Source organism: Pseudomonas sp. RL_5y_Pfl2_73 (assembly GCF_963970515.1).
Taxonomy (GTDB): Bacteria; Pseudomonadota; Gammaproteobacteria; order Pseudomonadales; family Pseudomonadaceae; genus Aquipseudomonas.
The window spans coordinates 14,399-27,272 of record NZ_CAXAPD010000022.1 but is presented as its reverse complement, the minus strand read 5'-3'; the positions used below and the strand labels follow the sequence as shown (position 1 = coordinate 27,272).

At 63.0% G+C, this 12,874-nt stretch carries 15 protein-coding genes; 5 read left to right on the top strand and 10 right to left on the bottom strand.

Annotation, left to right across the window (positions count from 1 at the left end; translation table 11 throughout):
* Positions 1-4: 4 nt before the first annotated feature.
* The 4 genes from rlmH to AACY42_RS20235 all read right to left on the bottom strand — a co-directional run bounded on the left by rlmH (position 5) and on the right by AACY42_RS20235 (position 3,022).
* Entirely contained in the window at positions 5-472 is a 468-nt protein-coding gene (gene rlmH, locus AACY42_RS20250; RefSeq protein ID WP_003185785.1) for a 23S rRNA (pseudouridine(1915)-N(3))-methyltransferase RlmH, read from the bottom strand.
* A 9-nt stretch (positions 473-481) separates the two neighbouring features.
* Positions 482-976 carry a ribosome silencing factor gene (rsfS, locus tag AACY42_RS20245; protein ID WP_214512950.1) on the bottom strand — a complete coding sequence of 165 codons (495 nt, stop codon included), beginning with the start codon at positions 974-976 and terminating at the stop codon, positions 482-484.
* Positions 977-1,047: 71 nt separating this feature from the next.
* A complete protein-coding gene (nadD, locus tag AACY42_RS20240) occupies positions 1,048-1,722 on the bottom strand; it encodes a nicotinate-nucleotide adenylyltransferase (protein WP_092150587.1) in 675 nt (224 codons plus the stop codon).
* 28 nt (positions 1,723-1,750) lie between these two features.
* Entirely contained in the window at positions 1,751-3,022 is a 1,272-nt protein-coding gene (locus AACY42_RS20235; RefSeq protein WP_339481879.1) for a glutamate-5-semialdehyde dehydrogenase, read from the bottom strand.
* A 196-nt stretch (positions 3,023-3,218) separates the two neighbouring features.
* Here AACY42_RS20235 and AACY42_RS20230 point away from each other — a divergent pair, with 196 nt between their 5' ends.
* Positions 3,219-3,896 (top strand): DNA-3-methyladenine glycosylase, encoded by a 678-nt coding sequence (locus AACY42_RS20230; protein ID WP_339481878.1) that lies wholly within the window; start codon positions 3,219-3,221, stop codon positions 3,894-3,896.
* 116 nt (positions 3,897-4,012) lie between these two features.
* Positions 4,013-5,329, top strand: a complete 1,317-nt coding sequence (locus AACY42_RS20225) for a bifunctional DedA family/phosphatase PAP2 family protein (protein ID WP_339481876.1) — start codon at positions 4,013-4,015, stop codon at positions 5,327-5,329.
* Between the two features lie 82 nt (positions 5,330-5,411).
* Here the strand turns inward: AACY42_RS20225 and AACY42_RS20220 are convergent, their stop codons facing one another.
* The 3 genes from AACY42_RS20220 to AACY42_RS20210 are packed head-to-tail and all read right to left on the bottom strand — an operon-like array spanning position 5,412 to position 7,091.
* Positions 5,412-6,002: an LON peptidase substrate-binding domain-containing protein gene (locus AACY42_RS20220; RefSeq protein WP_339481875.1), complete on the bottom strand. Its 591-nt coding sequence runs from the start codon at positions 6,000-6,002 to the stop codon at positions 5,412-5,414.
* Positions 6,003-6,012: 10 nt separating this feature from the next.
* Positions 6,013-6,729, bottom strand: coding sequence for an LrgB family protein (locus AACY42_RS20215; RefSeq protein ID WP_339481874.1), 717 nt, complete (start codon positions 6,727-6,729; stop codon positions 6,013-6,015).
* Positions 6,726-7,091 (bottom strand): CidA/LrgA family protein, encoded by a 366-nt coding sequence (locus tag AACY42_RS20210; RefSeq protein ID WP_339481873.1) that lies wholly within the window; start codon positions 7,089-7,091, stop codon positions 6,726-6,728. The genes AACY42_RS20215 and AACY42_RS20210 overlap by 4 nt, the downstream gene beginning before the upstream one ends.
* Positions 7,092-7,406: 315 nt before the next feature.
* Between AACY42_RS20210 and AACY42_RS20205 the strand changes: the two genes are divergently transcribed.
* From AACY42_RS20205 to AACY42_RS20195, 3 genes are all read left to right on the top strand, one after another.
* A complete protein-coding gene (locus AACY42_RS20205) occupies positions 7,407-7,862 on the top strand; it encodes a MaoC family dehydratase (protein WP_339481872.1) in 456 nt (151 codons plus the stop codon).
* A gap of 93 nt (positions 7,863-7,955) precedes the next feature.
* On the top strand, positions 7,956-9,674 hold the full coding sequence (locus tag AACY42_RS20200; protein ID WP_339481871.1) for a C13 family peptidase: 1,719 nt from the start codon (positions 7,956-7,958) through the stop codon (positions 9,672-9,674).
* Between the two features lie 27 nt (positions 9,675-9,701).
* Positions 9,702-10,343 carry an oxidoreductase gene (locus tag AACY42_RS20195; protein WP_339481870.1) on the top strand — a complete coding sequence of 214 codons (642 nt, stop codon included), beginning with the start codon at positions 9,702-9,704 and terminating at the stop codon, positions 10,341-10,343.
* A gap of 178 nt (positions 10,344-10,521) precedes the next feature.
* Here AACY42_RS20195 and AACY42_RS20190 read toward each other — a convergent pair whose 3' ends face one another.
* Genes AACY42_RS20190 through mpl form a run of 3 tightly spaced genes read right to left on the bottom strand, consistent with a single transcriptional unit; the run spans position 10,522 to position 12,792 of the window.
* A complete protein-coding gene (locus AACY42_RS20190) occupies positions 10,522-10,806 on the bottom strand; it encodes a YceK/YidQ family lipoprotein (RefSeq protein WP_339481869.1) in 285 nt (94 codons plus the stop codon).
* Positions 10,799-11,446 carry a flavin prenyltransferase UbiX gene (gene ubiX / locus AACY42_RS20185; protein ID WP_339481867.1) on the bottom strand — a complete coding sequence of 216 codons (648 nt, stop codon included), beginning with the start codon at positions 11,444-11,446 and terminating at the stop codon, positions 10,799-10,801. Before ubiX ends, AACY42_RS20190 begins: the two co-directional genes overlap by 8 nt.
* Positions 11,443-12,792 (bottom strand): UDP-N-acetylmuramate:L-alanyl-gamma-D-glutamyl-meso-diaminopimelate ligase, encoded by a 1,350-nt coding sequence (gene mpl / locus AACY42_RS20180; RefSeq protein WP_339481865.1) that lies wholly within the window; start codon positions 12,790-12,792, stop codon positions 11,443-11,445. Before mpl ends, ubiX begins: the two co-directional genes overlap by 4 nt.
* Positions 12,793-12,874: the final 82 nt, after the last annotated feature.

Genomic DNA, 12,874 nt, shown 5'->3' with positions numbered 1-12,874 from the left:
AGGATTACTTGTGGTAAGGGTGCCCGGACAGAACTGTCCAGGCACGATACAGCTGTTCGCCGATCAGAATCCGCACCAGCGGGTGCGGCAACGTCAACGGCGACAATGACCAACGCTGATCGGCCCGGGCACAGACTTCCGGCGCCAACCCTTCCGGGCCACCGACCATGAAATTGACCGTGCGCGAATCCAGCCGCCAGCGATCGAGCTCCACCGCCAGTTGCTCGGTACTCCAAGGCTTGCCATGGACTTCAAGGGTGACAATGCGCTCGTTCGGCCCGACCTTGGCCAGCATGGCTTCGCCTTCCTGGCGGATGAAGCGCGCCACGTCGGCGTTCTTGCCACGGGTGTTGAGCGGAATTTCCACCAGTTCCAGGGCCAGCTCGGACGGAAGACGCTTGGCATATTCATGCCAGCCTTCTTCCACCCACTTGGGCATGCGAGAACCGACGGCGATCAGGCGCAGTCGCACAGCGGTCCCTTATTGCTGGTCTTTGTTGAGCTTGGTGAAGTGCTCATGGGGGTTTTCCGGGCTGTGGTGCGCAGCGCTGGCCGAACGGCTCTGCTCGGCACCGGCCCACAGGCGCTCCAGGTCGTAGAACTGGCGCGCCGAGGCAGTCATCATGTGCACGATGACGTCGTCCATGTCCAGCAGTACCCAGTCGCTGTCACCCTTGCCTTCTTCACCCAGCGGCTTGACGCCCTGGGCCTTGACCGCTTCGCGGACCTTGTCCAGCATCGCGCCGATCTGGCGGTTGGAGGTACCGGTGGCGATGATCATGTAGTCCGTGATGCTCTGCTTTTCACGAACGTCGATCACCTGGATGTCCTGGGCCTTGACGTCTTCCAGGGCCGCAACGGCGACCTTGACCAGCTCTTCACCGGCCAGTACGACGCCGGTGTGGGCCTCTACCGGCAGCGGGGCGCTCTTGAATGTGCCCTTGCGCTTTACTTTGCTTACATCTTTGTCAGTCATATAAAACTCGTTTTGCTCGTATGTTCGGGCGCTTCGCTACACGCATTCACGTGCCTTGAAGCACACCTTTTTCAGTTCGACGCACGGTAAAGCCCGTGCGCATCGATGTAGGCCAGGACCGCGTCGGGCACCAGGAAACGTACCGACTTACCGCTGGCCAGCAGTTGACGGATCTGGGTGGCGGATACCGCGAGCGGCGTCTGCCAGACGAATGCAATCTGTCCGCTCGGCCCTTTCAAGGCCAGCGGGTCGCTCACCGAGCGGGCCGCCAGCAGGTTGCGCAAGGCATCCGGCGGCTCGCTGTCGGCATCCGGGCGTTGCAACACCAGGATGTGGCAATGCTGGAGCAACTCTTCCCAGCGATGCCAAGTGGGCAGGCCGCAAAATGCGTCCCAGCCCAGAAGCAGAAAAACCTGGGCATCCGCGGCCAGTTCGGCGCGCATCAGCTCCAGGGTATCAATAGTGTAGGACGGTTTGTCCCGCTGCAATTCGCGGGCGTCCACCACCAACGGTGCCACACCGGCCACCGCGCACTCGACCATCGCCAGGCGATCCTGCGCCGACACCTGCGGCGTATCCCGGTGAGGCGGCCGGGCGCTAGGCGTCAGGCGTAGCTCATCGAGGGCCAGGGCGTCGGCGACTTCCAGCGCACCGCGCAAATGGCCGATGTGCACCGGGTCGAACGTGCCGCCCAGGATACCGATGCGCTTTGGCGCGGTGGTCGCCGTCACTGCGGTCGTAGTCATAGAGGCCAGTGGGTCGAGATCGCCCAAGTCAGACCGGCTCCTGTCCGCGCAACTGGCCGTCCCCGACCACGATGTACTTCTCGCAGGTCAGGCCTTCCAGGCCCACCGGACCGCGGGCGTGCAGCTTATCAGTAGAAATGCCGATCTCGGCACCCAATCCGTATTCGAAACCATCGGCGAAGCAGGTCGGGGTGTTGATCATCACCGACGCCGAATCCACTTCGGCCACGAAGCGCCGGGTTTCACCCAGGCTTTCACTGACAATGGCGTCAGTGTGGTGCGAGCCGTGGCGGTTGATGTGCTCGATGGCCTCGTCCACCCCGTCGACCACACGGATCGACAGGATCGGCGCCAGGTATTCGGTGTCCCAATCTTCTTCCGTGGCCGCAACGGCCTCGATGATCGCCCGGGTGCGCTCGCAACCGCGCAGCTCGACGCCTTTTTCGCCGAACTGGGCAGCCATCGACGGCAGGAAGTCCTTGGCCACGGCCTGGTCCACCAGCAGGGTTTCCATCGCGCCGCAGATACCGTAGCGGTAGGTCTTGGCGTTGAAGGCGATGCGCTGGGCCTTCGGCAATTCGGCGTGGGCGCTGACGTAGACGTGGCAGATGCCGTCCAGGTGCTTGATCACCGGCACGCGGGCGTCACGGCTGACCCGTTCGATCAGGCCCTTGCCGCCACGCGGCACGATGACATCGACGAACTCGGGCATGGTGATCAGCGCGCCGACTGCGGCGCGGTCAGTGGTTTCCACCACTTGCACCACGGCCGCCGGCAGATCGGCCTCGGCCAGGCCGCGCTGGATGCAGGCGGCAATGGCACGGTTGGAATGAATAGCTTCGGAGCCGCCACGCAGGATGGTCGCGTTACCCGACTTCAGGCACAGGCTGGCGGCGTCGATGGTCACGTTCGGCCGCGACTCGTAGATGATCCCGACCACGCCCAAGGGCACGCGCATCTTGCCGACCTGGATGCCCGACGGGCGGTAGCTCATATCGCGGATCGCCCCGACCGGGTCCGGCAGGGCCGCGACCTGGCGCAGACCGACGATCATGCCGTCGATGCGTGCCGGGGTCAGCGCCAGGCGCTCGAGCATGGCCGGCTCCAGACCATTGGCCCGGCCGGCGGCCAGGTCCAGTTCGTTGGCAGCGGACAACTCGGCACGCGCAGCGTCCAGCGCATTGGCGGCGGCCTGCAGGGCGCGGTCTTTCTGCGCGGTGCTGGCCCGGCCGATGATGCGCGACGCTTGGCGAGCGGCGCGACCCAGGCGGGTCATGTAGTCAAGAACGGACTCAGTCATGGTCTGTGTGGTCTTGGCGATGAGGAAAGCGGCAGATTATAGCTGTCGTAACCCTCGACTAACAGCATGGACTCACAGTGGTGACCGGCGGAGGAGCAAAACAGCCCTAAACAGCCGGTTGAAGCGCGTGTTCAGCGCTGATTAAGCTTTCCATTGCTATCATCGCGCCTCCTTTGGCCTCACTTCGTTTATCGCCATGACCGATTTGCCATCGCCCAACGCCTTGCCCTACGCCTTTTTCGATCGCGACGCCCAGGTGCTCGCCAAAGACCTGCTGGGCAAGGTCATCCGTCACAAGGTCGGTAACCTCTGGCTCAGCGCGCGGATCATCGAGACCGAGGCGTATTACTTCACCGAAAAAGGCAGCCACGCCTCGCTGGGCTACACAGAGAAGCGTAAGGCTTTGTTTCTGGACGGCGGCCACATCTATATGTACTACGCCCGGGGCGGCGATTCGTTGAACTTCAGCGCCCAGGGCCCCGGCAATGCAGTGTTGATCAAATCGGCATACCCGTGGGTTGATGCCCTTTGCGGGCCGGCGAGCCTGGCGCAGATGCTGCTCAACAACCCCGACGCCCAAGGCCGGCCGCGCACACCGCAGAAACTCTGCGCCGGCCAGACTCTGCTGTGTAAAGCCCTGGGGCTGAAGGTGCCGGACTGGGACGCTAAACGCTTCGACGCCGAGCGCTTGCTGGTGGAAGATGTCGGCGTGCCGACGGTCAATGCAATCCAGACCACCCGCCTGGGCATTCCCCGGGGACGGGACGAGCACCTGCCCTACCGTTTTGTCGACGCCGCCTACGCCCCGTGGTGTACCCGCAACCCGTTGCGGCGCGGACAGGTCGAAGGCCGTGATTACTTTTTGTTGCCCTGATGAAATACCGCATCTCCCACAGCTTTAATCTTCAGTGATCTTGAGTTTTCGTTCACAGCAGGCTCGCTCACACAGTAAAAACTGCATGCCAATCAATTTTCAATGGAGTTGTATTTATGGGCCCATGGCTCGATAGCATCACCGGCTGGCTGACCGTCAACCCGCAATGGCTGGCGGTGGCGGTGTTCATCGTCGCCTGCGTGGAGTGCCTGGCCATCGCCGGCTTGATCGTGCCAGGTACCGTGCTGTTGTTTGCCATCGCCGTGCTGGCCGGCAGCGGCGCGTTGTCCTTGGGCGAGACGTTGCTGCTGGGCCTGCTTGGCGGGCTGCTCGGGGACCTGGTGTCGTACTTCCTCGGCCGGCATTTCCACCAGAACATCCGGCGCCTGCCGGGGCTGCGGCATCACCCGGAATGGATGGGCGCAGCGGAAAGTTATTTCCAGCGCTACGGCATCGCCAGCCTGCTGGTGGGCCGTTTTATCGGCCCGTTACGGCCCATGTTGCCGATGGTGGCCGGGATGTGCGACATGCCATTCCCACGCTTCGCCGTCGTCAGCGTACTGGCCGCGGCGGGCTGGACCGTGGCGTACCTGTTGCCGGGCTGGGCCACCGGAGCGGCGTTTCGCCTGCCGCTGCCCGAAGGTTTCTGGCCTCAGGCCGGCGTGGTCATCGGCAGCATCGCGGTGATGATCGGGCTGAGCGTCAACAGCAGCTTGCGTCGTCATCGCCATGCCACGGCGCTGATCGCAGGCCTTGGCCTGGTGATCCTGATCGGCCTGTTCAACGGCTTTCGTTACCTGACGGCGTTCGACCAGGGCTTGATGGCCCTGGTCCAGGAGCATCGCAGCCCGACGCTGGATGAGATCGCCGTGACGTTTACGCTCATGGGCGAGTTCCGCAACATGCTGATTTTCAGCGCCCTGCTGACCGGGTTGCTATTGCTGGCGCGCCAATGGCGCCAGGCAATCTTTGCCGGTGGCACGATGCTGCTCACCGCGCTGGCCAATACCGGCAGCAAACACTTCTTTGCCCGCGTGCGCCCGGAAATCCTCACCGACCCGTTGACCAGCTACAGCATGCCCAGCGGCCATGCCTCCGGGGCGTTCGCGCTGTTCCTGGCCCTGACCGTCTTGGCCGGCCGCGGTCAACCGTCGCGCCTGCGCCTGACTTGGCTGCTGCTGGGCTGCCTGCCGGCGCTGGCCATTGCCCTGTCGCGGGTCTACCTGGGGGCGCATTGGCCGAGCGACATCGTCGCCGGGGCGATGCTCGCCGCCTGTGTCTGCGCCGCCGTCCTGTGGTTGAGCCAACGCCAGGCCCCGTTGCCGGCCATGCCGCCGAAAATCTGGTGGCTGATCCTGCCGGCGCTGGTGGCGGCGTTCAGCTTCTTCGCCCTGCGGCACTTGCCGCATGCGATGTTGCGGTATGCCTATTGACGCCAAGACGCTGCACCCCACCTGTGGGAGCGAGCCTGCTCGCTCCCACAGAGGTCCGCATTGATCTACCCATATCGGCGCGTCAGGCGAAGAGTTCGCCCTGCAACTCATCGAGCAAGGCCTGGATCGCATCCAGGCGCTGTTGCGGGTCGTCGAGTTGCAGCAGGTCGATCTTGTCCAGCTCATTGAACGGCAACAGGTAGGCCAGTTGATTGCCCAGCGATTGCTGGCCGCTCGCTTCGGTGCCCATGTTCAGCGCCTCGACCATCGGGTGCTCGGCCAGGGCCTTGAGCAGCGCCATCAGGTCGGCGTCTTCATCCTGCAGCGGTTGCTCCGGCTCTTCTTCCAGCCACTCGACCTCGGCGACGGTCAGTTGATCCGCCTGGACACTGCTGCCATGGACGATAAAGCGCCGCCCACCCTGCACGCGAATGCCCAGCAGACCGTTGTCCTGCTGGGAGAAATCGGTGATGCGCGCCTCACAACCGACCCGCGCGTAGCCTTCAGGTGCGATGCCGACTTCCTCGCCATCGAGGATGCACACCACACCGAAACCTTCGCCCTGTTTCATGCAGCGCCCGATCATATCGAGGTAACGCGCCTCGAAAATCTGCAAGTCGAGGATGCAACCGGGGAATAGCACGGTGTTCAACGGGAAAAGCGGCAAGCTCATAACCAGTTCCTTAAACCGTCATCGACACCACCAACGGCAGCAACACCGCCGTGGCCACGCCCATCAGACTCATTGCCAGCGCCGCAAAAGCGCCTGCCTCCTCGCTTTCCTGCAACGCCACCGACGTGCCCACCGCGTGAGCCGCCAGCCCCAGGGCCATGCCCCGGGCTTCTGGGCTATGGACACCCAGTTTCGTCAAAATGCTCGGACCGAGGATCGCCCCGAGCACTCCGGTGATCAACACGAACACCGCCGCCATCGCCGCGACGCCGCCGATCTGCTCGGCCACCAGCATGGCGATCGGCGAGGTCACGGACTTGGGCGCCATGGTCATCAAAATCATGTGCTCGGCGCCAAACGCCCAGCCCAATACCACCGCAGAGCCCGTGGCAAACACCCCAGCTATCACCAGCGTAGTAAAAATCGGCCAGAACAACTGCCGGATCCGTCGCAAGTTCAAATACAACGGCACCGCCAGGGCGACCGTGGCCGGGCCCAGCAGGATGCTGAGGATCTCGGTGCTCTTGCGGTATTCGGCATAGTCGATGCCGCAACCGACCAGCACGCCGATCAACAGCACCATCGACATCAACACCGGTTGCAAGAACACCCAGCGAGTCTTTTCGAACGCCGCCAGCACCAGTTGATAGGCGCCCAAGGTAATGCCGATACCGAACAGCGGATGATGGATCACCGAGGTCCAGGCGCCCTGCCAGTCGAGCATCATTGGCCGTCCTCCGGGGCGGCGACGTGACGCCGGGCCAGGCGCTGCATCAGCACTCCCGTCAACGCCACCGACAGTACCAGCGACAACGTCAACGCGCCGACGATGGCCCAGAAGTCGGCGGCAATCGCCTGGGCATAGACCATCACCCCCACTGCGGGCGGCACCAGCAGCAATGGCAGATAACGCAGCAGGCTGCCGGCGGCCAGACTCAGCGGCTCGCTGACTTCGCCGCGCATGACCAGATAGCCCAGCAACAGCAGCAAGCCAATGATTGGCCCCGGCAGCACCGGCAAGAACAAATGATTGATCGCAGTGCCCAGCAATTGAAACAGCACCAACCAGGTCAGGCCCCGTAGCAACATCCGCTCTCTCCCCTTACAAACATCCATAAACCCCACCCCTGTAGCTGCGTAGGAGCTGCCGAGTGCAACGAGGCTGCGATCTTCCCCCAGCCAATTGAATCCTGGAGCGAAAGACCAAAAGATCGCAGCCTTCGGACAGCGCCTACAGGGAGTAATCAGGCGACACATTTAAACACGCCTGCGCTATGGGTCGGCATTCGTAAAAAGCATGTTCGGTGACCTTCCTTAAGCGCCATGTTGATCTACAGTGGTTCTCCGGGGATGCCGATCCCCGTTCCAGAAAAAGTAAAACAGATGAACCCAAGGAGAGTCTCAATGCCCTACGTCCCCGTTGCAGCGCTCAAAGATTATGTCGGCAAGGAACTTGGACGTTCCGAATGGCTCACCATCGATCAGGCGCGCATCAACCTGTTCGCCGAAGCCACTGGCGACTTTCAGTTCATCCACGTCGATCCGGTCAAGGCCGCGCAGACCCCGTTTGGCGGCACCATCGCCCACGGTTTCTTGTCGCTGTCGCTGATGCCCAAGCTGATGGAAGACATCCTGATCCTGCCCGAGGGCGTGAAGATGGTCGTCAACTACGGGCTGGACAGCGTGCGCTTTATCCAACCGGTGAAGGTCGATTCCAAGGTCCGGCTCAAGGTCGACCTGGTGGAAGTCACCGAGAAAAAACCCGGCCAATGGCTGCTCAAGGCCACCGCCACGCTGGAAATCGAAGGTTCGGAAAAACCGGCCTACATCGCCGAGCCGCTGTCGCTCTGCTTCGTGTAAGAAGGCACAAATGCGAAACCGTCCAGGCAGTTTCGCATCGCTTCTCTATGTCTAGCTGCGGCATACTCGTGGCCTGATGACCTGGAACCCGTTATGCGCTTATTCGTCCCACTGACCCTGACCCTGCTGCTCACAGCCTGTGGCGACGGCGAATCGCCGCTGCCTCCCGACGCGCGCCTGCCCGACGGCGGCCGCTACCGCGGCGACCTGGTGGACGGGCTTCTGCAAGGCCAGGGGCGCATCGATTACCCCAATGGCAGTTGGTACGCCGGGCAGTTCGACAAAGGCCAGTGGCACGGCACCGGGCAATGGCATGGCAGCAATGGCGAGGTCTATCGTGGCCAGTTCCAGCAGGGCCTGTTCCACGGCCAGGGCAGCCTGACCACACCGAGCAGCAGCTACACCGGCGGCTTCAAGCTGGGGCGGCGGGACGGTGAAGGGACGCTCAAGGAAAACGGCATGAGCTACCGGGGCGAGTTCAAGGCCGACCGCTATTCCGGTTTCGGACGCCTGGAACTCGACGACGGCAGCCAATACCAGGGCCCATTCGTCAACGGCAAGCCCAACGGTGAAGGCCAGCGCTTCGACGCCAGTGGCAACCAGTTCACCGGGCATTTTGTCGACGGGCAACTGCAGGGCAAGGGCACCTTCAACAGTGCCGATGGCGACGTCTACATCGGCGGCTTCAAGAACAACCAGCTCAACGGTCGCGGTCGCTACGAAAATGCCGACGGCGACGTCTGGATCGGCCAATTCAAGGACGGCGCACTGACCGGCAAGGGCGAACTGATCGGCGCCGACGGCAGTCACTATCTCGGTCAATTCAATGATTGGCGCTTTACCGGCGAGGGCCGCCTGAACCTGCCCGACGGCAGTTTTTACGTCGGCCAGTTCGAAAGCGACAGCTACCACGGACGCGGCACCCTGGTGCTGACCGATGGCACCGTGCAAAGCGGCACCTGGGCCAACGGCCAACGGGTGCGCAACGCTGACGGCCGGCTGCTGCCGGATGCACTCGAACTCGGCGTGCTGGCCCAAGGCCGCCTGCTGGAGGATGCCCTGGCCAACATCCCGGCCTCGACCCCAGCGGTTGAGCTGTACAGCCTGACCTTGGGCGGCGATGGTAAGCAAAGCGTGTTCCTGCGCGAGTCCGACTATGTCGCCAACATGCTCGCCAGCCGTTTCGGCGCGTTCGGGCAGATCCGCCTGGTCAACCACCGCGATCACCTCGGCGACCGCCCCATGGCCAGCCGCGAAAGCCTGCGCCGCGCCGCCGCCACCCTGGCCGAGCGCAGTGGCCCGGAAGACCTGATTTTCATCTACCTGACCAGCCACGGCACCAGCGAGCATGAGCTGGTGCTCGATCAGCCGCGCATGGAACTGCCCGACCTGCCCGCCGATGAATTGGCCGTAGTGCTGGCGCCGCTGAAAAAACGCGACAAGATCGTGGTGATCTCGGCCTGTTATTCCGGCGGTTTCATCCCGGCACTCAAGGATGAACGCACCCTGATCATGACTGCTTCACGGGCCGACCGGGTATCCTTTGGCTGCTCCGAGGAAGCCAACTTCACCTACTTCGGCGATGCGCTGTTCGCCCAGGCACTGAACCAGACCGACAACCTGGAGCAAGCCTTCAAGCGCGCCAAGGCCATCGTCGCCGAGCGCGAACAGGCCGACAATTTCGAAGCGTCCGAACCGCAGATGTGGGCGCCCAGAACGGTCCTTTCCCACTGGCAACTGCTGCGCAAACAGCAGGCACGTAAAGCATTGCAAAGTGCTGCTTTGAACGACGAGGCCACAAAGAGCAACTAAGCTGAACCGTATCAAGGGGGAAACACTATGTACTTGACGCCTCAGCATGTTTTGCTTGCCGGAGCTACCGGGCTGACCGGGGAACACCTACTGGACCGGCTGCTCAATGAGCCGACCATCACCCGGGTCCTGGCCCCCACGCGCCGGCCGCTGGCCGAGCACACACGCCTGGAAAACCCGGTCGGGGAACCGGCGCAGGTATTGCCCCAACTCGGCGGCCAGATCGACATCGCCTTTTGCTGCCTCGGCACGACCATCAAGAAAGCCGGCTCTGAAGCGGCCTTCCGCGCGATAGACCTGGACCTGGTCGTGGCATTTGCCAAGCGTGCCCGGGAACTGGGCGCACGGCACCTTGTGGTGATCAGTGCGTTGGGGGCCGACGCCAAGTCATCGATTTTCTACAACCGGGTCAAAGGTGAAATGGAGGCGGCACTCAAGGCCCAAGGCTGGCCGCAACTGACCATTTGCCGGCCTTCCCTGTTGCTGGGCGACCGCGTCGAACCGCGCCTGGCCGAGCAACTGGCCGGCCCCTTGTCGAAACTGATCCCAGGCAAGTACCACGGCATCGAAGCCTGCCAACTGGCCCGCGCCATGTGGCGTTTGGCACTGGAAGAACAGGATGGGGTACGAGTCGTGGAGTCGGATGAGTTGCGCAAGCTCGGCAAATGATTCCGCTACGCCAGGACGGGCGCCGTGCAGGAGCTGCCGAAGGCTGCGATCTTTTGATCTTTCGCTTGGGACTCAAGTGGCTGGGGAAAGATCGCAGCCTCGTTGCACTCGACAGCTCCTACACAGCGCCTACGCAATTCATACGCGCACGCCCTCGTCACCGGCTCTATGGTGTTCGCTACAACCCACCCGTAGCCTGGAACCCCACCCCTATAGCGGTGAACAACGACAACGGCAACAACAAGGTATCGAGCAGCGCACTGCCCGGCAGATCGAAGCCCGGGTAGCTCGGCGCCTCGGCACCAAAGCGGTCCTTGGCGCAGCAGCCACCGTTGAAGGCGTACAGATCCAGGCGCGTCCCGGCGTACACCACCGGCGCGCCGGGCTTGGCGGCGTCGAGGGTGCGGGCGGTGGCGCAGCCGGTCAAATGCAACGCCAGCAGCACGATCAGCAGCTTATCCATCACAGCTCAAATAATGCTCGCCCCAACGCGGCAACATGTCCTGGGGAATGTTCAGCAGATTGAGGATCCGGGCGACCACAAAATCGATCAGGTCATCAATGGTCTGCGGCTGGTGATAGAAACCCGGTGAGGCCGGCAGGATGGTCACGCCCATGTTCGACAGCTTGAGCATGTGCTCCAGGTGAATGCTCGAATACGGCGCTTCCCGCGGCACCAGGATCAACTGGCGGCGCTCCTTGAGCGCTACGTCCGCGGCCCGCTCGATCAGGTTGTTGCAGGCCCCCGTGGCAATCGCCGACAGCGTCCCGGTGGAACACGGCACCACCACCATGGCGGCCGGCGCGCCGGAGCCCGAGGCCACTGGCGACATCCAGTCTTCCTTGCCATACACACGAATCTGCCCCGCCGCCGCACCGGTGTACTCGGTGAGGAAGGCCTGCATCATCTGGGTCTTGGCCGGCAGGGTCACGTCGGTTTCGGTGGCTATCACCAGTTGCGCGGCCTTGGAGATGAGGAAGTGCACCTCACGGTCTTCGCGCACCAGGCAATCGAGCAGGCGCAAGCCGTACTGGGCGCCGGACGCCCCCGTCATCGCCAGCGTGATGCGTTCGGGGCCATTGCTCTCCAAACGCGTGTTCATTTCAGCGCCTCGGCCAGTTTGCCGTGCAGGCCGCCGAAACCGCCGTTGCTCATGATCACCACGTGAGTGCCGGGCTGGGCCTGGCTCTTCACGCGTTCGATGATGCCTTCCAGGGAATCGCTGACAATCGACGGCACTGTGCACAGCGCCGCAGTGGCGCCCAGGTCCCAGCCGAGGTTGGCCGGTGCGTACCAGATCACCTGGTCGGCATCGACCACGCTTTCCGGCAGGCCATCACGGTGCGCGCCGAGCTTCATGGAGTTGGAACGCGGCTCGATGATCGCAATCAGCGGCGCCTCGCCGATACGCTTGCGCAAACCGTCGAGGGTGGTGGCGATGGCGGTCGGGTGGTGGGCGAAATCGTCATAAATGGTGATGCCGTTCACTTCGGCGACTTTCTCCATCCGCCGTTTCACGCTCTTGAACGCGCTCAACGCGGCAATGCCCATGGACGGCACCACGCCGACATGCCGGGCCGCCGCCAGGGTCGCCAGGGCGTTGGCAACGTTGTGCTGGCCGGTCATGTCCCACTCGACCACACCTTGGGACTGGCCTTCGAACATGACTTCGAATTGCGAGCCGTCATCCTTGAGCAACTTCACCTGCCACTGCCCACCCGCACCAGTGGTTTGCACCGGGGTCCAGCACCCCATCTCGATCACGCGCTGCAAGGCCGGCTCGGTGGTCGGGTGAATCACCAGGCCCTCGCTGGGGATGATGCGCACTAAATGATGGAATTGCCGCTCGATGGCCGGCAGATCAGGGAAAATATCCGCATGATCGAACTCAAGGTTGTTGAGGATCGCGGTGCGGGGACGGTAGTGGACGAATTTCGAGCGTTTGTCGAAAAACGCGCTGTCGTATTCGTCAGCCTCGATCACGAAGAACGGCGTGCCCCCCAGGCGCGCCGACACCGAGAAATTCTGCGGCACACCACCGATCAAAAAGCCCGGGCTCATGCCCGCGTGTTCCAGCACCCAGGCGAGCATGCTGCTGGTGGTGGTCTTGCCGTGGGTACCGGCCACAGCCAGGACCCAACGGCCCTGCAACACGTGATCGGCCAGCCACTGCGGCCCGGACACGTACGGCAGGCCTTTGTTGAGCACATACTCCACCGCCGGGTTGCCACGGGACATGGCGTTGCCGATGACCACTAGGTCCGGCGCCGGGTCCAGTTGCGCCGGATCGTAGCCTTGGGTCAGCTCGATGCCCTGAGCCTCCAATTGAGTGCTCATTGGCGGGTAGACGTTGGCGTCGGAACCGGTCACGTGATGGCCCAGCTCCTTGGCCAAGACCGCCATCGAGCCCATGAAAGTGCCGCAAATACCGAGAATATGGATGTGCATAGTCGACCTCGTAAACATGGCCGCAGGTTAGCGTAGGGAGGGGGAAATCGCACCTTGTGTTTGAGCCCCCGCTACACAGACG

Bases quoted from the DNA above. Each gene is read 5' to 3' on its own strand.
- rsfS (WP_214512950.1), bottom strand. From the start codon at position 976: ATGACTGACAAAGATGTAAGCAAAGTAAAGCGCAAGGGCACATTCAAG.
- nadD (WP_092150587.1), bottom strand. From the start codon at position 1,722: ATGACTACGACCGCAGTGACGGCGACCACCGCGCCAAAGCGCATCGGT.
- AACY42_RS20235 (WP_339481879.1), bottom strand. From the start codon at position 3,022: ATGACTGAGTCCGTTCTTGACTACATGACCCGCCTGGGTCGCGCCGCT.
- AACY42_RS20230 (WP_339481878.1), top strand. From the start codon at position 3,219: ATGACCGATTTGCCATCGCCCAACGCCTTGCCCTACGCCTTTTTCGAT.
- AACY42_RS20225 (WP_339481876.1), top strand. From the start codon at position 4,013: ATGGGCCCATGGCTCGATAGCATCACCGGCTGGCTGACCGTCAACCCG.
- AACY42_RS20220 (WP_339481875.1), bottom strand. From the start codon at position 6,002: ATGAGCTTGCCGCTTTTCCCGTTGAACACCGTGCTATTCCCCGGTTGC.
- AACY42_RS20215 (WP_339481874.1), bottom strand. From the start codon at position 6,729: ATGATGCTCGACTGGCAGGGCGCCTGGACCTCGGTGATCCATCATCCG.
- AACY42_RS20210 (WP_339481873.1), bottom strand. From the start codon at position 7,091: ATGTTGCTACGGGGCCTGACCTGGTTGGTGCTGTTTCAATTGCTGGGC.
- AACY42_RS20205 (WP_339481872.1), top strand. From the start codon at position 7,407: ATGCCCTACGTCCCCGTTGCAGCGCTCAAAGATTATGTCGGCAAGGAA.
- AACY42_RS20200 (WP_339481871.1), top strand. From the start codon at position 7,956: ATGCGCTTATTCGTCCCACTGACCCTGACCCTGCTGCTCACAGCCTGT.
- AACY42_RS20195 (WP_339481870.1), top strand. From the start codon at position 9,702: ATGTACTTGACGCCTCAGCATGTTTTGCTTGCCGGAGCTACCGGGCTG.
- AACY42_RS20190 (WP_339481869.1), bottom strand. From the start codon at position 10,806: ATGGATAAGCTGCTGATCGTGCTGCTGGCGTTGCATTTGACCGGCTGC.
- ubiX (WP_339481867.1), bottom strand. From the start codon at position 11,446: ATGAACACGCGTTTGGAGAGCAATGGCCCCGAACGCATCACGCTGGCG.
- mpl (WP_339481865.1), bottom strand. From the start codon at position 12,792: ATGCACATCCATATTCTCGGTATTTGCGGCACTTTCATGGGCTCGATG.